Annotated in this window: 17 protein-coding genes; 13 read left to right on the top strand and 4 right to left on the bottom strand. The window is 55.6% G+C overall.

What is annotated here, in order from left to right:
• Positions 1–4: 4 nt before the first annotated feature.
• The 7 genes from JUF11_RS06915 to JUF11_RS06885 all read left to right on the top strand — a co-directional run bounded on the left by JUF11_RS06915 (position 5) and on the right by JUF11_RS06885 (position 8,636).
• Complete coding sequence (locus JUF11_RS06915; RefSeq protein ID WP_204118938.1) at positions 5–580, top strand: LOG family protein; 576 nt, start codon at positions 5–7, stop codon at positions 578–580.
• A 344-nt stretch (positions 581–924) separates the two neighbouring features.
• Entirely contained in the window at positions 925–1,824 is a 900-nt protein-coding gene (gene glyQ, locus JUF11_RS06910) for a glycine--tRNA ligase subunit alpha (protein ID WP_204118937.1), read from the top strand.
• Positions 1,824–3,890, top strand: coding sequence for a glycine--tRNA ligase subunit beta (glyS, locus tag JUF11_RS06905; protein WP_204118936.1), 2,067 nt, complete (start codon positions 1,824–1,826; stop codon positions 3,888–3,890). The genes glyQ and glyS overlap by 1 nt, the downstream gene beginning before the upstream one ends.
• A 126-nt stretch (positions 3,891–4,016) precedes the next feature.
• Positions 4,017–5,834: a DNA primase gene (dnaG, locus tag JUF11_RS06900; RefSeq protein WP_444542910.1), complete on the top strand. Its 1,818-nt coding sequence runs from the start codon at positions 4,017–4,019 to the stop codon at positions 5,832–5,834.
• Positions 5,835–5,845: 11 nt separating this feature from the next.
• Complete coding sequence (gene rpoD / locus JUF11_RS06895) at positions 5,846–7,039, top strand: RNA polymerase sigma factor RpoD (RefSeq protein WP_125579057.1); 1,194 nt, start codon at positions 5,846–5,848, stop codon at positions 7,037–7,039.
• A 105-nt stretch (positions 7,040–7,144) separates the two neighbouring features.
• Positions 7,145–7,849: a tRNA (adenine(22)-N(1))-methyltransferase gene (locus JUF11_RS06890; protein WP_204118935.1), complete on the top strand. Its 705-nt coding sequence runs from the start codon at positions 7,145–7,147 to the stop codon at positions 7,847–7,849.
• Positions 7,842–8,636 carry a Nif3-like dinuclear metal center hexameric protein gene (locus tag JUF11_RS06885; RefSeq protein WP_204118980.1) on the top strand — a complete coding sequence of 265 codons (795 nt, stop codon included), beginning with the start codon at positions 7,842–7,844 and terminating at the stop codon, positions 8,634–8,636. Before JUF11_RS06890 ends, JUF11_RS06885 begins: the two co-directional genes overlap by 8 nt.
• A 39-nt stretch (positions 8,637–8,675) precedes the next feature.
• Here JUF11_RS06885 and JUF11_RS06880 read toward each other — a convergent pair whose 3' ends face one another.
• Positions 8,676–10,085: a C69 family dipeptidase gene (locus tag JUF11_RS06880; protein WP_204118934.1), complete on the bottom strand. Its 1,410-nt coding sequence runs from the start codon at positions 10,083–10,085 to the stop codon at positions 8,676–8,678.
• 212 nt (positions 10,086–10,297) lie between these two features.
• Here JUF11_RS06880 and JUF11_RS06875 point away from each other — a divergent pair, with 212 nt between their 5' ends.
• The 6 genes from JUF11_RS06875 to JUF11_RS06850 are packed head-to-tail and all read left to right on the top strand — an operon-like array spanning position 10,298 to position 14,929.
• Complete coding sequence (locus JUF11_RS06875; RefSeq protein ID WP_204118933.1) at positions 10,298–11,233, top strand: YitT family protein; 936 nt, start codon at positions 10,298–10,300, stop codon at positions 11,231–11,233.
• 48 nt (positions 11,234–11,281) lie between these two features.
• The gene (thmT, locus tag JUF11_RS06870) at positions 11,282–11,467 is read left to right on the top strand and encodes a 2-hydroxymuconate tautomerase (RefSeq protein WP_125579051.1); all 186 of its coding nucleotides are present in this window, start codon (positions 11,282–11,284) and stop codon (positions 11,465–11,467) included.
• Positions 11,468–11,478: 11 nt separating this feature from the next.
• Positions 11,479–11,826 (top strand): metal-sulfur cluster assembly factor, encoded by a 348-nt coding sequence (locus JUF11_RS06865; RefSeq protein WP_204118932.1) that lies wholly within the window; start codon positions 11,479–11,481, stop codon positions 11,824–11,826.
• 53 nt (positions 11,827–11,879) lie between these two features.
• Positions 11,880–12,617 (top strand): class I SAM-dependent methyltransferase, encoded by a 738-nt coding sequence (locus JUF11_RS06860; RefSeq protein ID WP_204118931.1) that lies wholly within the window; start codon positions 11,880–11,882, stop codon positions 12,615–12,617.
• 24 nt (positions 12,618–12,641) lie between these two features.
• Positions 12,642–13,604, top strand: a complete 963-nt coding sequence (locus JUF11_RS06855; protein WP_204118930.1) for a hypothetical protein — start codon at positions 12,642–12,644, stop codon at positions 13,602–13,604.
• Positions 13,601–14,929, top strand: coding sequence for an RsmF rRNA methyltransferase first C-terminal domain-containing protein (locus JUF11_RS06850; protein WP_204118929.1), 1,329 nt, complete (start codon positions 13,601–13,603; stop codon positions 14,927–14,929). Before JUF11_RS06855 ends, JUF11_RS06850 begins: the two co-directional genes overlap by 4 nt.
• 58 nt (positions 14,930–14,987) lie before the next feature.
• Here JUF11_RS06850 and fni read toward each other — a convergent pair whose 3' ends face one another.
• The 3 genes from fni to mvk are packed head-to-tail and all read right to left on the bottom strand — an operon-like array spanning position 14,988 to position 17,923.
• Positions 14,988–16,019 carry a type 2 isopentenyl-diphosphate Delta-isomerase gene (gene fni / locus JUF11_RS06845; RefSeq protein WP_204118928.1) on the bottom strand — a complete coding sequence of 344 codons (1,032 nt, stop codon included), beginning with the start codon at positions 16,017–16,019 and terminating at the stop codon, positions 14,988–14,990.
• A 12-nt stretch (positions 16,020–16,031) separates the two neighbouring features.
• Complete coding sequence (mvaD, locus tag JUF11_RS06840) at positions 16,032–16,982, bottom strand: diphosphomevalonate decarboxylase (RefSeq protein ID WP_204118927.1); 951 nt, start codon at positions 16,980–16,982, stop codon at positions 16,032–16,034.
• A complete protein-coding gene (gene mvk, locus JUF11_RS06835; RefSeq protein ID WP_204118926.1) occupies positions 16,979–17,923 on the bottom strand; it encodes a mevalonate kinase in 945 nt (314 codons plus the stop codon). The genes mvaD and mvk overlap by 4 nt, the downstream gene beginning before the upstream one ends.
• Positions 17,924–17,964: the final 41 nt, after the last annotated feature.

Below are 17,964 nucleotides of genomic sequence, written 5' to 3'. Positions count from 1 at the left end.
GGATATGAAAAATATGGCAGTATACTGCGGCGCCTATGCCGGTGCGGATCAACGGTTCACGCAAGCCGCGCAGGCTTTAGGCCAGTGGCTGGTGGCCCACGATTACGCCTTGGTGTATGGCGGTGGCGGTGTGGGCTTGATGCACGAAATTGCCACGAGTGTGCTCGCCGCTGGCGGCACGGTGACCGGGATCATGCCAGAAAATCTCGTGGCCCGCGGCGCCGCGATGCCTGGGCTGACGCATTTTGAAACCGTTCCTGACATGGCGGTGCGCAAAGCCCGGATGCTGGCACTGGCCGACGTGTGCGTAGCGCTGCCGGGCGGGGTCGGCACGTTAGAAGAAATCAGTGAAGCCTTCTCTTGGGCCCGGGTTGGCGATAATGCCAGCCCGTGCATCTTTTTCAACGTTAACGGCTATTATGACCGCTTGGCCGCGTTCTTTGATCAGATGGTGATGGACGGGTTCTTATCTGCGGCGGATCGAAGCAAAGTGCTATTCACCAGTGACTTTAACGAAATGGCGCAGTTTATCGCCGAGTATCAGCCCCCCAAAGTGCGGCAATACCACCAGCACCATTAAATAGCGGTAGCATGCCCCCCAGGTAAACGCTAGGGAATTGAAACGATTCGCGCACCGGCGGAGGTGGTCCTGCCCGGCCGTTCACAGTTTACCCATTCGACGGCGTGTGCTATACTATTCTGGAAATTAATCGGTGATGAGAAAAAGAGTCTTTCTTCAAGTGCTGGTCAGCGAGCAAGGGACAGTGGGAGCCTTGCCAGCACAGAAAGACTGGCGTTTTCGAGCCAGCAATAAGTAAGGGCAAGTCTCTGACTTGAAGTAGGGTGGAACCGCGCGCAAGCGTCCCTATGCCAATATTGGCATAGGGACGTTTTTGCATTCTCAGCACCAGAAAAGAGGAAATCATGACACAGAAAATGAGTGTTCAGAAGATGATCCAAACGCTCCAAAACTTCTGGGCGGATAAAGGCTGCATGCTGATGCAAGCCTACGATACGGAAAAAGGGGCCGGCACCATGAGCCCGTACACCTTCTTGCGCGCCATTGGCCCAGAACCTTGGGCCGCAGCCTATGTCGAACCTTCCCGCCGGCCGGCTGATGGCCGTTACGGGGAAAACCCGAACCGTTTGTACCAACATCATCAGTTCCAGGTGGTCATTAAGCCTTCACCAGCTGAAATCCAAGACTACTACCTGGATTCGCTGCGCGCCCTTGGCATTGAACCGCTGGAACATGATATCCGCTTCGTGGAAGACAACTGGGAAAACCCATCGATGGGTTGCGCCGGCGTGGGTTGGGAAGTGTGGTTGGATGGCATGGAAGTCAGCCAGTTCACTTACTTCCAAGTCGTTGGCGGCCTGGAAGTATCCCCAGTCACCAGCGAAATCACTTATGGCGTGGAACGGCTAGCGTCCTACATTCAAGACGTCAACTCGGTGTTTGATTTGGAATGGGGCGACGGCGTTTTATATGGTGACATTTTCAAGGAACCTGAATACGAGCATTCCAAGTACAGCTTCGAAGCAAGCGACCAGAAGATGCTACTGACCTTCTTTGATGCGTATGAAAAAGAGGCTTGGCGGCTGATGGATCTTGGTTTGGTGCATCCAGCCTACGACTATATCCTGAAGTGTTCCCACACCTTCAACCTGCTGGATGCGCGCGGCGTGGTTTCCGTCACCGAACGCGCTGGCTATTTGAGCCGCATTCGCAAAATGGCGCATAAAGTAGCACGCGCTTTTGTTGAGGAACGCAAAAAGCTTGGATTCCCGCTACTGCAACATCATGAGGAGGCAGCAAACTAATGGCAACTTACTTATTAGAAATTGGCTTGGAAGATATGCCAGCTCATGTGGTGACCCCAAGTGTCAACCAGCTGGCGCAAAAAGCCGGTAAATTCCTCAAGGAGCAGCATCTTGACTACGGGAAAATCACCACGTATTCAACTCCGCGGCGCCTGGCGCTTGAAATTAGCGATTTAGCCGCGAAGCAAGCAGATACCGAAGAAGACGTCAAAGGGCCCGCAAAAAAGATTGCCCAAGATGCTGAAGGCAACTGGTCCAAGGCGGCCATCGGTTTTACCCGCGGCCAAGGGATGACGGTTGATGATATTGTCTTCAAGAATCTCAAAGGCGTTGATTACGTCTATCTGCACAAGGCAACGGCGGGCAAGCCAGCCGCCGACATTCTGCCTGGGTTGATTGATGTCGTCAAAGGCCTGACCTTCCCGACCCGCATGAAGTGGGGCAGTTACGATTTTGAGTACATTCGGCCGATTCATTGGCTGGTGTCCCTGCTGGATGAGGCAGTCGTGCCGATGCAAATTCTGGATATCAAAGCCGGTCGCACCACGCAAGGTCATCGCTTCTTAGGCCAGCCGGTTGAACTCCATTCAGCGACTGACTACAAGGAAGCCTTGCGCGGCCAAAAGGTCCTAGTGGATGCGGCGGAACGTAAGGCCCTGATTACCAAGCAAATCAACGAGATTGCTGCGGCTAATCACTGGGAGATTGCGCTTGATGCCAATTTACTCGAAGAAGTGAACAACCTGGTCGAATGGCCGACTGCCTTCGCTGGACGGTTCGACGAGAAGTACTTAGCCATTCCGGAAGCGGTTTTGATCACCTCCATGAAGGATAACCAGCGCTACTTCTATGCCCGCGATGCCCAAGGCAAGTTGGTGAATGCCTTCATCGGGGTGCGCAACGGCAACACCGAGCACCTTGACAATGTCATTCGCGGTAATGTGAAAGTCTTGACCGCGCGGCTGGAAGATGCAGCCTTCTTCTATGCGGAAGACCAAAAGAAGTCGATTGCGGACTTTGTGGAGCGGCTTAAAACCGTCAGTTTCCACGATAAAATCGGCTCGATGGCCGAGAAAATGGCCCGCGTGCAAACCATTGCCGGCCTGCTGGCTGACCAGGTGGGCCTGAGCGAAGCCGATAAAGCGAAGTTGCTGCGCGCCGCTGGCATTTACAAGTTCGACCTCGTCACTGCCATGGTCGGTGAATTTGCTGAACTGCAAGGCGTGATGGGGGAAGTCTATGCCAAACTGGCTGGCGAAGACCCGGCAGTGGCGCAGGCCATTCGCGAGCATTACCAGCCGATTTCCGCTGACGGTGCATTGCCGGCAAGCTTGATTGGCACGCTCCTGGCGATTGCCGATAAGCTGGATTCCGTCATGAGTTTCTTTGCAGTTGACCTGATTCCAACCGGCTCCAACGATCCTTACGCTTTGCGCCGCCAGGCATATGGTATTGTGCGGATGATTGCGGCCCATCACTGGGCGTTCAACGTGCCAGCCTTGCAGAAGCAAATTGTGCAGGCGTTAACCGCTGCTGACCAGTTAAGCAATCTCGACTGGACGAAGAATCAAGCAGCCGTGTCGGCGTTTATCGGCGACCGGGTAGCGCAGTTCTTGTCTAAAGGCAAGATCCGTCATGATATCTTGGATGCCGTGGCAGGGTCAGCCACCGTGGACGTGGAAGCCATGATTGATGCCGCCGCTTTGCTGACGCAACATCAAGACGACGCTGACTTCAAAGCAGTGATGGAAGCCTTGGGCCGCGTAGTGCGGATTGCCGACAAGAATCCAACCTTGGAAGCCGTTAACCCAGCACTGTTTGAAAATAGCACGGAAAAGGCGCTGCATGATGCGGTATCTAAAACCAAAGCCAGCTATGATGCCCAGCCAAGCGAGGCTAACTATCAGGCTTTGCGGGCATTGACGCCGGTGATCACTGATTACTTCACAGAAACCATGATCATGGCTGATAATGAGCAGGTCCGCACCAACCGGCTGGCTGAATTGACTGGCCTCGCCACGCTGATTCACCAGTTTGGTGACATTACGGCGGTCATCGTCAAGTAGCTTGCAATTCAAGGCAACGACGGCTATACTATAGCTTGTATTAGTCTGCACTCAATTAGGTTTCGGCAAGTCGCATTTCACCACTGAAGTGCGACTTTTTACCGCTATTCTGGGAGGTGAACCGCAATCGCGCGCATTCCAACTGAAGTCATCGATCAAGTTCGCAGCTCTGTTAATATTGCCGACTACATTGGTCAATACGTGCAGTTGCACAAGCAAGGGCAGAACCTGTTTGGCCTGTGCCCGTTCGTGCCGGAAAACACGCCTTCGTTTAGCGTGAACGAAAGCAAACAGATTTTTAATTGCTTCTCCTGTCATCGGGGCGGCAACGTCTTCAAGTTCGTCCAGGAATACGAGCACTTGTCATTCCCTGAAGCCGTGGCTAAAGTGGCCCAATTTGCTAACATTCCGCTCGGGGTAACCATCACGCCGCAGCGGCAGGAACCCCCTGAAATTACCAAGCAAAAGGCGATTTTGCGGCAAGTGACCGACATGATGCACCATTTGCTCGTTAACACCACCAGCGGCGAGGCGGCCTTGGCTTATCTCACCAAGCGTGGTTTGAGTCAGGCCACCATTGATCATTTTGAAATTGGCTATGTCCCAGGCGACCGCCAGCTGATGAAGAAGTTTTTGGATAATCGTGAGGTGAGCTACGACGACCAGCGGCAAAGCGGGCTCTTCGCCGAAGACGATCAAGGTCAGCTTTACGATCGGTTCAATGATCGCGTGATGTTTCCTTTGAAGGACCAGTACGGCGACGTGATTGGCTTTTCGGGCCGGGTGCTTGATGCCCAGGCCAGCCAGGCCAAGTATCTGAACAGTCCGGAAACCCAGCTGTTTAACAAATCTGAGGTGCTGTTCAATCTTGATCAGGCCAAAAACCAGTTCAAAGACAACGGCGGTGCCGTGTTGTTTGAAGGGTTCATGGATGTCATTTCGGCTTACCAAGCCGGTGTGCCGACTGGCGTGGCCTCAATGGGGACGAGTTTAACCGCTGAGCAGGTGAGCATCATCGCCAAGCAGACGCGGCATTTGACGATTTGCTACGACGGCGATGCGCCTGGGCAGCACGCAGCAGACCGGGCTTTGGGGCTGGTAGGCAATCAGCCGCGCCTAGAAGTGGGCGTGGTGGTGTTGCCAGATGGTCAAGACCCAGACGAGTATATCAAAGCCCATGACGCTGAAGCCTTTCAAAAGCAGCTCAAGCATACCTTGACGCCCATCGGTTTTCGCCTCGCGTATCTGGCGCAAGACCGCGACCTATCCAGTGATCAGGCCAAGCTCGATTATATCGACGCTGGGCTGAAGGAGGTTGCTCGCGAAGCCGACCCCGTGGCGCAAAGCGTCTACCTCGATCAAATGAGTCAGCTCACCGGCGTACCGGCCGCCACTTTGGCGCAATCCCTGCCCCAAGCGCTGCAGACTGCTCCGGCGCCGGCAGTGCCGGATTGGCAGCCGGGGCCACCGCCGCCAGAAGCGGTTGGACAAGCGGCGCCAGCGCAACGCTTAGATCGTTCTGAAAAAGCCGAGCGCGAATTGTTAGCCTTGAGCTTTCATGATGCCAACTTGGCGCGCCGGTTGCATCAGGATGATTTCGCCTTTCCTGACGCGCAGTATCAGGCGATTTTTGATGCTTGGCTGAGCTATGCCCAAGCCAGCGATGAGCCGACGGTAGCCGGATTCTTGGATCAAATCGATCCGCAGTTGGGACCACTGGTGACGACCATTGATTTTCGCGATGCCCCGCAAATGCCAGATGAAGCCATCGATGATATGATTTTAATGGTCCATCGCCGGCAGCTGACCCAAGAATCGGCCCGGGTGAAGCAGCAGATGAATCAAGCAACGCAGCTCGGCGATAAGCAAACCGCCGATGCCATGCTGATGCAATATATTGAATTGCAACGCCAACTGAAGGCGGCAATCGACAATGAGTTATAGGAGGCACTTTAATGGCTGAAAAGAAAACAGAAAAAAAGACGACGACTAAAAAAGCGGTGAAGGCCCCGGCCAAAACCGCGGCCAAGAAGGCGCCCGCTAAAACCACTGCGGCTAGCGAAAAGAAATACAACGCAGCCGTGAAGAAAGTCATCGCCGACTACAAAGGCGATAAAGAAATCACCAACGAAGAACTCGTTAAACAGCTCGTCAAGCCGTTTGAACTGAAAAGCGATGCGGTTGATGATTTGATGCAGAAGCTGGAAGACAACGGCATTTCCATCGTGGATGAAAATGGCGAACCAGCAGAACGCAGCTTAAAGAAGGAAAAGGCCGTTTCTAAAAAGGCGCTGGCTGACATGTCGGCTCCAAGCGGGGTTAAGATTAACGATCCCGTCCGGATGTACCTGAAGGAAATCGGCCGGGTACCGCTGTTGACGGCGGACCAGGAAGTCGACTTGGCGCTGAAAATCGAGCAAGGCGACCAGGAAGCCAAGCAGCGGTTGGCGGAAGCTAACCTGCGTTTGGTGGTTTCAATTGCTAAGCGCTACGTCGGTCGCGGCATGCAGTTCCTGGATCTGATTCAGGAAGGGAACATGGGCCTGATGAAGGCGGTGGAGAAGTTCGACTACCGCAAGGGCTTCAAGTTCTCGACGTATGCCACCTGGTGGATTCGCCAGGCCATCACCCGTGCGATTGCTGACCAAGCGCGCACCATCCGGATTCCAGTGCACATGGTCGAAACCATCAACAAGCTGATTCGCATTCAGCGCCAGCTGCTGCAAGACCTCGGCCGCGAACCAACGCCAGAGGAAATCGGCGCTGAAATGGATATGCCAACGGAAAAGGTCCGCGAGATTTTGAAGATTGCCCAAGAACCGGTTTCGCTGGAAACGCCAATCGGGGAAGAGGATGACTCGCATCTCGGTGACTTCATCGAAGACGACAACGCCACCAGCCCTGAAGATCATGCCAGCTATGAGCTGCTAAAAGAGCAGCTAGAAAACGTACTGGATACCTTGACCGACCGGGAAGAAAACGTGCTGCGTCTGCGGTTCGGCCTGGATGATGGCCGCACTCGCACGCTGGAAGAAGTCGGCAAGGTTTTCGGGGTAACTAGGGAACGCATTCGCCAAATCGAAGCCAAGGCGCTGCGCAAGTTGCGCCACCCAAGCCGCTCTAAGCAGCTGAAAGACTTCTTGGAATAAAGCAAATGAAAGCCTAGCGGCGACGCTAGGCTTTTTTGGTGCGCCGAGAAGCGCCGACCGGTTCAGTCGTGTATACTAAAAGCAGTAGGAAAAGGGAGTTTACGCATGGAAAAATTTCATTTATCAAAACGCTTGCGCGCGATTGCCGCGTTTAATGGCGACGGTCGCCGCATCGCCGATATTGGCACCGACCACGCTTATTTACCGATTGAACTGGCGAAACAGGGCCAAATTGACTTCGCGGTGGCCAGCGATATCGGCGCTGGGCCGTGTGCGATTGCGCGCGCCAATGTGGCGGATAATGACCTGGCCGAGGTGATTACGGTACGGCAAGCCGATGGTCTGCTAGGACTGACGGCAGAAGACGCACTTGATACGGTTTATATTGCTGGCATGGGCGGCATTTTGATTCAACAGATTTTGACCCAAGGTTCAGACCGCCTGGATGGTACGGAAACCTTGGTGCTCAGCCCGAACCGGGATGCTGAGAGCCTGCGCCGGTGGCTGGCAGCGCATGAATTCGGAATTCTCGATGAAGCGCTGGTTGAAGATATGGGGCATGTTTACCCGATCATGGTGGTGGGGCAGACCCAGCCGCAAGTGCCATACACCGAAGCAGATTTGATGCTGGGGCCGGTGCTGCGGCGCCAGCGCACGGCGCTGTTTGTCAAACAGCTGACCGAGGCCATCGCCAAGACTCAGGCGGTGCTAGCGAACTTGACCAACGCCAAGACCTTGCAAGAGGCGAAAATTGTTGAAGAACAAGCGCGCCTGCGCGTGCTAGAGGAGGAAGCACATGACGATCATTAATGGTCAAACCTTGATTGATCAATTCGAAACCTTTGCGCCGCAAAGCTTGGCGGTGCCAGGCGATCCGGTTGGGATTCAAATCGGCGACGCCACCAAGCCGGTGCATACCGTTTTGACCACGCTAGACGTGCGGCCGGAAGTGGTTGAAGAGGCGGTGGCGCTGAATGCAGACATGATTTTTGCTCATCATCCCGCGGTGTTTCGTCCCGCGCCGAATCTCAACTTCGCCAACCCGCAAAATGCCATGTACGGCGAATTGATCAAGCACGGTATTTTGGTCTATGCTGCGCATACCAACTTGGATCGAGCCGCCGGCGGCATGAATGATTGGCTGGCGGCAGCGCTGCAGCTAGAAGATGTGCGACCATTCATCAATGAAGGCGATGAAGCTAACATGGGCCGGATTGGGCAGTTAACGGCACCAGTCGCCTTAGCGGCTTTCGTCCAGCAGGTGAAAACCGCGTTCGGGGTCAAAGGTTTACGTGTCATCGCCGAAGACTTACAAAAGCCTGTGCAGCAAGTCGCCATTCTCGGCGGCGATGGCGGCAAGTTCTACCATGCGGCCCAAGCGGCAGGCGCTGATGTGTATGTGACCGGCGATGTTTATTACCATACCGGCCATGACATGCTTGCGGCACACATGCCAGTGATCGACCCAGGGCACCACATTGAATCCATCATGAAAGCAGAAGTAAGGCGGTTATTGATCGGCTGGGCAGAAGCCAACAACTGGTCGCTGCACATAGTGGCGTCAACGTTGAATACCGATCCGTTCACTTTTATGTAAGTGTCAAAAAAAGACGCGTTATGCGTCTTTTTTTTTGGCTTAAAGTTGGTCATCCGTGGAAAAATTCAGGGGGCTCATATCCGTCGATTCAGCGAGCATCGCCATGGTGAAGGCCTGCCAATCAGCTTTAGCCAGCGCGGCATTTTCCGCCGAGGCTTGCGTCGCCAAAGCCTGCAGTTCGCCAGCGGCCAAGCTTTGACTAGCGGCGTCAGTTTTGGCGATGTTGGCCAGCAGCTTGGCATGGGTGGCCAGCTGCACCTGCTCCAACTGGTGCGCGTAGTGATGGAAATGGGCATCCATCAAGACACTGGCGAGCTTGTATTGCCAGTAGGCTGAATCCAGGCTTGCCGGCAAGCCGCCGCGTTGGTAATCGGCTGGGGTGGTCGTGGTGCCAGCGAAAAACGGCACAAACTGACTTTGCGCCGCGACGCCCATGGCAATCCAGTGCAAATCGGCAATTTCAAAAGGCAAGTCCTGCCGCATTTGGAGCACGTGGCTTTCTTGTGTCCGGGCTAAACTGATGGGGCGGAAGCGATGCTTTTGGGTCGCTGCAGGATCCGCTGGGTCGTAAGGGGTCTCATCATAATGCGCCCCCAACACGCTGAAGGCGTCATCGACGAACAGCGGGCGGTCTGGTTGCAACGCAAACGGCAGATCATCGGCCATGGGGTGCGCCTCCCGACTGGGGGTCAGGCGGCGCTGACCGTCCCAGACCCGCGCTGTGTTGTAAGTGTGATCAAAGGCCCCGGTGGTACCGAAAATGTCCCGGAAGATAAAGCTCGTGCCAGGCTCCCAAAAGTGATGACGGGCTGCAAACTTGAATAAGTCGGCATCGTACATGAAGTCCGGCGATTCTGGGAGCACTTTTTGGATGCTGAGCTGGTTAGCGACAATCGCATAAGCATCATCAGGAATCCGCTGGGCCACCCAGTGGTGCCCAGTGGCGATTTCCATGTACCAAGCCTCGTCGTGATCTGCAAACAGCACGCCATTGGCCTCGCCGGTGCCGTGTTCCGAGACGATGCGGCCGAGCCGCTCCACGCCTTCCCGCGCCGAAGCGATGAAAGGCAAGACTACCGTGACCATGGCTTCTTCGGTGATGCCGGCTTCAATGAAGGGGTCGTCGCCCAGCACGCGGGCATTGGCATACGCACTTTCGGTGGCGCTCATGGCCACGCCGGCGCTGTTGATGCCGGCTTCTTCAAATAAACCGTATTGGTCGGTCCATTCAGGGGTAGCGGTGTATTTGAGGGCATGGCTCGGTAGCCCGAGGGTGAAGCCATTGGCCTTGGAGGTGAACAGCGGTGGCTCAGCGGCGGTGGTTTCGGGATGCACCACCAGATGCTTGGGCCAGGCCGCTTTGGAATCCTCGTTGCGGCCTATCATCACACTGCCATCAGCCGAGGCGGCTTTCCCAATTAAAATACTGGTACAAGATGAACGCGTCATGTGTTTCTCCTTCCTCAATCGGTGTCTACCGCTGGTGAACAAATAGCGGCGGAACCCGAGCAATCAAGCTTATTATACTAAAAATTTGCTGAGATGGCTGTTAATTCAAGCGGCCGCCGTGTATTCTAAATGCAGCACTGGCGAACTGAGCATTGCGACGTGTATGAAGCGCTAGCAACTGTTCACAATTCGCAGACATTTCGGAGGCTGTCATGGCAAAATTGACCCAATTCTATCAGCATGATCTAGTGAAAAAAATCGGCGTGGCGCTAGTCAGTGGGTTAGTCACCGCCTTAGCGTTGAACTTCTTCTTAACGCCGGCGCGGGTCTTTCAAGCTGGCGCCACGGGGGTCGCCCAATTGATTTCGTTGTTTTTGCAGCGCTTTGGCCTGACCCATGGTGATTTGACCGGGTGGTTCAACTTGCTGCTGAATTTACCGATTGCCTATCTGGGTTGGCGCAAACTAGGGCGGAGCTTCACGCTGTTCTCCTTTTTAAACGTGGTGTTCATCTCGGTCCTGGCGATTGTCCTGCCAGTGCATGCCTTGTCGAACAACCCGCTGATGAATGCAATTTTCGGCGGCGTCCTCACCGGCGCCGGCGTCGGCATTGCTTTGCGCTTTGGCTTCTCCACCGGCGGGCTGGACATTGTGTCGATGTATTTAGCCAAAACCACGCATCGCACGGTGGGCGTCTTGATGTTTGCCATCAACCTGGTGATCATTTTGGTCGCGGGGTTTGGCATTCAGTGGGAAAGTGCCTTGTACACGATTATCTCGATTTATTGCATGACGCGCGTGGTGGATACCATCCATACCTCAGATCAGAAGATTACCGCGATGATTGTTACCAACCATCCTGATGCGGTGATTGCCAGTGTGTCGGCGCGCTTGATTCGCGGCATCACGGTGCTGCCGAGTCGCGGCGGTTACTTGGGCCAGCCGAACACCACCTTGATGATTGTCATCACCCGCTATGAACTCTACGATTTGACCCAGGCGACACGCAGCACCGATCCGCAGGCGTTCATTGATATTTTGAATACGGTGGATGTGGTTGGAGAATTTTTGACCTCGGATCAGCAGGACGAAAAACGTCAGCACCGCCGGTTACCTGATCAAACCGCGCCGACTACCAAGCAGCCATAATTTATGCGATAATAGAACCAATAAATGAGCGTCAAGGAGGGTTTTAGCATGCCATTAGTGCATATTGATTTGATTGAAGGCCGCAGCCACGAGCAGCTGGCCCAAATGTGCAAGGATGTCACCGCAGCGATTGTCAAAAACACTGGGGCGCCAGCTGAACATGTGCATATCGTGCTTAACGAAATGAGCAAAGACCACTACAGTGTCGCTGGTGTCCTCAAAGCCGACGAATAGGAGGCGGCGACATGGCTGACGAAGTAGCAACAACGCCTGAAGAAGACGCTTATTTCACCAAAATGCGGGAAGCGATTGTCGCTGGGCTCAAAACGGTCATAGATCCGGAGCTCGGGGTGGATATCGTGAACCTGGGCCTGATTTACGGAGTCGATTTGGATGATGTCGGGCATTGCGACGTGGAGATGACCTTAACGACCATGGGGTGTCCGCTGACCGAAGTGCTCGATGATGGCATTCACCAGGCGCTAATGGCGATTGATGGGATTAACTCAGTGGAGATTCATTTGGTGTGGTATCCGCAATGGGGCCCAGAACGTATGAGTCGTTACGCCAAAATGGCGCTGGGCATGCATTAGCAATCGGGGGCTGACTGGGCAAGTCGCCCCTGTTTGTTTGGAAGGGGCAAGCCTTGGATTACTGGGCAAACTTGACACAACTGACAAAGCAGGCACACCATCCGGCGCTCACTGCCCAATATACCGCGATGCAAGTCTTCCGTGATGCGGTCGCGCAAGGCCAATTGCCAAAGTTCCCGCTGCCGCGCCTTGGGATGACTGAGGCGATTGCCTTTGATTTGTTGCGGGAAAACCTACCATTGCGAACCGTGAACACGCTAGACCATTTACTGCGCAATTTTCGCCAGTACATTGCGTATCATTACGGCATGTGGGCGTTTGTCCAGCAGCAGCTCTTTGCCACTTGGACCGATTTATTCGGGCCGCAACGCTATCTGGAAATTGCGGCTGGCAACGGCTACTTAAGCTACGGCTTGCAACAAGCGGGCAATCAGGTGATTGCCACCGACGCTCGCACCTGGCAAAAGGAAAATCTGACCGGCGCCCAACCGCTGCTGCCGATTCACCAAGCCGGGGAGACTGCGGCGCTGTTGACCTACGGCGCGCAGGTGGATGCGGTGGTGATGGCTTGGTCGCCTGATCATGAATGGAACGACGCGGCGCTGTTGTGGCAGTTGCGCCAGCACTTGCCGCAACTACCATTGTTTGTGTTGGGTGAGCGTTATGGGGCGACTAACAGCCGCCTGTTTTGGCAACTGGCAAACTTTGTGCCGGACCGCCGGCTGCTGAAACTCAACCGCGCCTTTCCGCGGTTTGATGCCATCAACGACCGCATTTATTTGATTCGATAATTTGCTAAGAAAGGAGTGGTGAGCTTGAAGCGTTTGTTCGGGTTAAACCTCATCTGGCTAGCTTTGGTGGTGCTCGCCGGCTGGATCTGGTCGATTCATGATCAGGCGGCGTATGCTGACCGTATCGACCATTACGGGTTAAGCGAAGCCGCTGTCAAAATCAAAAGCCGCAAAGCCATGACGCTCAACGAAGCCGCTACCGCCTTGGCCACCGCTGATCTGGGCCCGATTCAGGTCCAATTTCACGCCGGGCAGCATCGCGTTTATTTGTATGCCCAGGGGAACTATGGCAGTCTGCCGCTGACTTCAGGTCAATGGTTCAGCGATGCTGATTTGCGCTCGCCGCTCCCAGTGGTGATTGTCGGCAGTGATTTAACGGATCAGCTGACCATGGGCCATAGCCAGCAGTATCAACGGCAAAACGGCCAGTATGTGCCGGTGCTGGGGCAACTGAAGGCCTACACCAACAGCGTCATTAATCAGGTGACGTTCGAAAATGCCAGTAGCCAGCCGGCGCAAAATATTGCCTTGAAGCAGGTGACGGTTTATGCCGACAGTCCGACCATCAAAACGCAAAAGGCTAAGCTGAAAACCATTCTTGGTGGCAAAATGACCACCTACCACTACCAAAACAACTCAGCGACGAGTTGGTGGCAAGATACCGGACAGCTCATTATACGTTGCGGGCTGTTGTTGCTGGGCACACTGGCGCTAGCTTGGATTGCGAGTCAACAAGGCGCGGCGCTTTTACCGCGCACCTTGGCGACTGCGCCTCGGCGCCATGCGTTGCGCCATTTGTGGACGCAGTTCTTTGCCTACAGTGGCTTGAGTTTAGCCGCAGGGTTAGTGATTGCCAACTGGTTCTTTGACTTAACCAACCGCGCTCGCCTGATTGCCTTTGCGGTTGGCTTGTGGTTAGTTGGGCTGGCTGGGTTATATTGGCTCTTGCAACGCGCGGTGCACCAAGAAAGAGAGGATCGGCTGTGAGTTTACCATCCGGCTTTACCGAAAAATATCAACATCTCCTAGGCGCTGAAGCCGCAGCATTTTTGGCGACCTTTGATCAGCCAGCCCAAAGCGGCTATCGTATCAATCCGCTGCACCCAAGCGCGCCTGCGTTGCCTGAGCCCATTGCTTGGAGCCAGTGGGGCAGCTACGGTAAAGTCGCGGGGACTTCGATTGCCCACTTAGCCGGCGACGTCTATAGTCAAGAACCCAGCGCGCAATTTGTGGCGGCGGTGCTGGCACCGACGCCCGGCGAACGGGTCTTGGATCTATGTGCCGCACCAGGCGGAAAAACGACCCAGCTGGGCAGCTTCATGGCGCAACAAGGGCTACTGGTGGCGAATGAAATCAACGCCGGGCGGGCGCGGGTGTTATCGAGTAATGTTGAGCGGTTCGGGTTAACCAATACCTTGGTCACCAATAGTGATCCGCAGTCCTTAGCGGCACAATTGCCCGAGTTCTTTGACCGCATTTTGGTGGATGCGCCGTGCTCCGGGGAAGGCATGTTTCGCAAGGATCCCGGCGCGATGGCCTACTGGAATCCTGATTACCCAGCGCAATGTGCCACCCGCCAGCGCGAGATTCTGCGCTCGGCAGAGGCGATGCTGCGGCCTGGCGGGACCTTGGTGTATTCGACCTGCACCTTCAGTCCCGAAGAAGATGAGCAAATCATTGCCTGGGCAGCGCAGGAGCTAGGACTTAGCATCGAGCCGATTGCCAAAGTTGGCGGCATCGCTGACGGTAGGCCGGACTGGGCCGACGGTAATCCGGCGCTCGCTAACACCGCCCGGTTATGGCCGCATTTGCTGCAAGGGGAAGGCCATTTTGTGGCCAAACTCCGCAAAGCCGGTGATGAGCCAGCCCGGGCTGGCAAACAGCAGGTCGCGGCGAAACTGAGCCGCACTGAGCAGGCTGATTTAACCGCCTTCACCCAAAGTAGCCTGACCGCGCCGATCATCGGGCCCTTTTTGAAGGTCGGCGATAATTTGACGACAATGCCGGCCGCTATGCCAGCGCTAGCGCATATCCATGTGCTGCGGGCCGGGCTGGATCTTGGTACCTTTAAAAAAGGTCGCTTTGAACCGAGTCATGCTTTGGCGACAGCGCTGCCGGCCAGTGCCTTTCAAACCGTGGTGCCACTCACCGCGGAGGAATTCGACCGTTATCGCCATGGCGAAACCGTGGCGCGGCCGACGCTCAAGCAAAAGCAAACCGTGCTGTTGACCTATGAGGGCGCAGGCTTTGCGCTAGGCAGGCTTGTAAACGGTACGGTTAAGAATGCCTATCCCAAGGGTCTGCGGAAATAAGGACCAAAAAAGCGACGCCATTCACTGACTTGAGTGAATAGCGCCGTTTTTGCGTTGGTTAAGGCAGAGGTAAATTACGCTGCTTTGTGTAACTGACCAGCGCCGGACTAAGGACCACTGGCACTTGCCGCAGGGCAGCCAGATTTTGGGCACCGAGCATCGCCATCAACTTCGGCAAGGTGGTTTGCCACGCCTGCAGGTGTGCTTCTGCGGCGGCTTGGCCTTCTTGGATCAACCAGTGCAGCACCAGTCCGCTAATCCCAACGGCGCTGGCGCCAAGGCGCAGCGCCTTGAGGACATCCAGCGGGGTGCGAATGCCGCCGGTCGCCAGCAGCGTCAGCTCGCTGCCTTGGGCTTCCAGCAGTGATTCAACTGTGGTTTGCCCGAAATCTGCCAAGTCCGCAAACGCCTGGTCCTGGCGGCGGGCGCCTTCAATCAAAGCAAAATTAGTCCCGCCGCGGCCGCCAAGATCGACATACTGCACGCCTAACGTGCGCAACTTGGCGAGCGCTTCCCGGTTCATGCCAAACCCGACTTCCTTGACAATCACTGGCTGGTCCAAACCAACAACAATGGCCTGAATTGATTCCGCCCAGTGAAAATCAGCGTCACCTTCAGGCATCACCGTTTCCTGCACGGCATTCAGATGCAGTTCCAATGCGTCGGCTTGCAGCATGGCAACCGCAGTTTGGGCCTGCGCTAAGGTTTTGTCGGCGCCAAGATTGCCGATCATAAAGCCCTTGGGATTAGCCGTTCTGGCCCTAGCAAAGGTCTCAGCCAGCGCCGGTTCGGCCAAAGCCACACTTTGCGAGCCGGTGGCCATGGCGAGTCCACAATGCTTGGCAATGGTCGCGAGCGCTTCGCTATACCGACCGGTTTGCGCGGAGCCGCCTGTCATCGCATTGATGAAAAAGGGCCAGCGCCAACCAAACAAACCCGGCGTCAGATCAACTGCCGCCACCGCCGTTTCCGGCAAGGGGTTATGAATGAACCGGACCTGGTCGAAACCAGCGCTGGCCTCGGCTTGAAAATATTTTTCAGCTAAAAAGACATGCTCATCTTTACGATGGGATTGCAGCGATTGGGCCATCAGCGTGCTCCTTTACAATAATCGTGCGGCGGGACCAGCCGCAGTGGTGGTGACAGTGAGGCCAGCCGGCAGGGCCGCTTTGACAGCAGCGACGTAAGGGGCCAACGTCAAAATTTTGACATTCGGGCCGGCATCCATGGTCGCATAAGCCGGAAGGCCAGCTTCGCGCATGGCCTGCACGGCATGCCACACTTCAATCGTTGCTGGCTGGAAGTAGGTGAAGGCCGGATGGCTAGCTAAAATCGCCGCATGCATTTGGGCACTGCTCTCCTCGGTTAATTCGCCAATCTTGGAGAAATCATTTGCCGCCAGCGCCTGCACCATCGCCTGTGCCGCGGCTTCATTGTGTTCCACCCAGGCTGGGTAGTAAGGACTGGTAGCAACGGTATTGGCCATCAGTTGCCGTGAACCAATGGGCTTGGGGCCAGCATCCACCATCACCACGAGCATCCGTAGCGGCAAGGTCGTGGCAGGCAAGGCTTCCGCATAAGAGCTAGCGTCATCGGTGCCGCGGTGCCAAATTGCTAAACCGCCAAAAATCGAGCGGGTCGCCGAACCGGACCCGCGGCGGGCCAGCCGCGACAAGGCGCGGGGAGTCAGGTTTAAGCCGGCCGCACTGCTTGCCGCCAGCGCCAGCGCGGCATAGGCCGAAGCGGAACTGGCCAGGCCAGCGGCGGTGGGCACATGATTTGCAGAGGCCACTTGCGCATAGGCCTTGGTGCCGGCAAGCGCGCGCACCTGGTCCAGAAACGCACTGATTTTGGTGGTGGGTTGGCTGCGGCCATCGAGCTCAAACCGATCTTCGGTCAAGTCGGCATCAAAAGTCACCGTGGTGTCGGTATAAAAATCGGCTAGCGTCAAGGACACGCTGCTGGTATAAGGTAACATCAACGCAGCGTCTTTTTTGCCCCAGTATTTAATCAAAGCAATGTTGGTATGGGCACGCGCAGTTGCAGTTGTCATGCTGGATTCTCCTTTTGAGCAAAGTCATACTGCCAGGTCGCCGTGGCGCCGGCTTCAGTTAAAGCGGCGGCGATGGTGGCAGCGGCGGCTGGATTTGCGGCTAAGGCAATCATGCAGCCACCTTGACCGCTGCCGGTGAGTTTGGCGCCGAGCGCGCCGTGCGCATTGGCGATCTCAATCAATTGATTGAGTTGTGAGCTGCTGACGCCCAACTGAGCCAAGGCTTGTTGCGCGACGGTCATTTGTTGGCCCAGCGCCAGCAGGTCGTCTTCACCCAAGGCGGTAGCGGCCAACCGGGTGGCAGCGCCGATTTGTTCAATCAAAGGGCCGTACTGAGCCGGATTCTGCTTCAGCAAGGTGGCCACGGCAGCCACCGCTTGCCCAGTTTGGCCCTTAACGCCGGTATCCGCAATCACAAGCACGCCGCGACTGGGAAAAGCAATCGGCTGCAGCTGCTCGCCGCGGACGAACCACTGCGGCCGGTCGGCGCTGACGGTGGCAGCATCCAGCCCACTGGGGTTGCCATGAATCGCTTTTTCCGACAAACTCGCCCAGTTGAGCAAGGTGGTTTGGGTAAGCGGCGCCGCAAACGCCCCGTAAAAGGCGCGAATAATGGCGACACTGCAGGCCGCAGAAGAGCCCATGCCGCGCTCAGCGGGCAACATGCTGGCAATGGTTAGGGTGAAGGGCGCGGCAGAGGCATCAAAATGCGCCAGCAGGGCCTTGATCAACTTGGCAATGCCAGCAAACGCTGGCGTCACTGCGGCCAACGCCCCGTGATAAAAACTCGATTCAATCATTTGCCCGCTGGCAGCCGGCGCTAGCGTCGCAACGAGCCGCACTGATGGCACCGGCAAGGCAATTGCCGGCTGGCCGTACACGACGGCATGCTCCCCGATGAGTATAATTTTGGCATAACTGATGCCAGTTGCTGTTTGCATACACGAGATCTCCTTATTCCTACCTATCATACCGTATCTTG

Origin of the sequence: Lacticaseibacillus suilingensis (assembly GCF_016861845.1) — a bacterium.
GTDB lineage: Bacteria > Bacillota > Bacilli > Lactobacillales > Lactobacillaceae > Lacticaseibacillus > Lacticaseibacillus suilingensis.
Note: the sequence above shows the minus strand (reverse complement) of the source record. Positions and strands in the feature narration are given on the sequence as shown.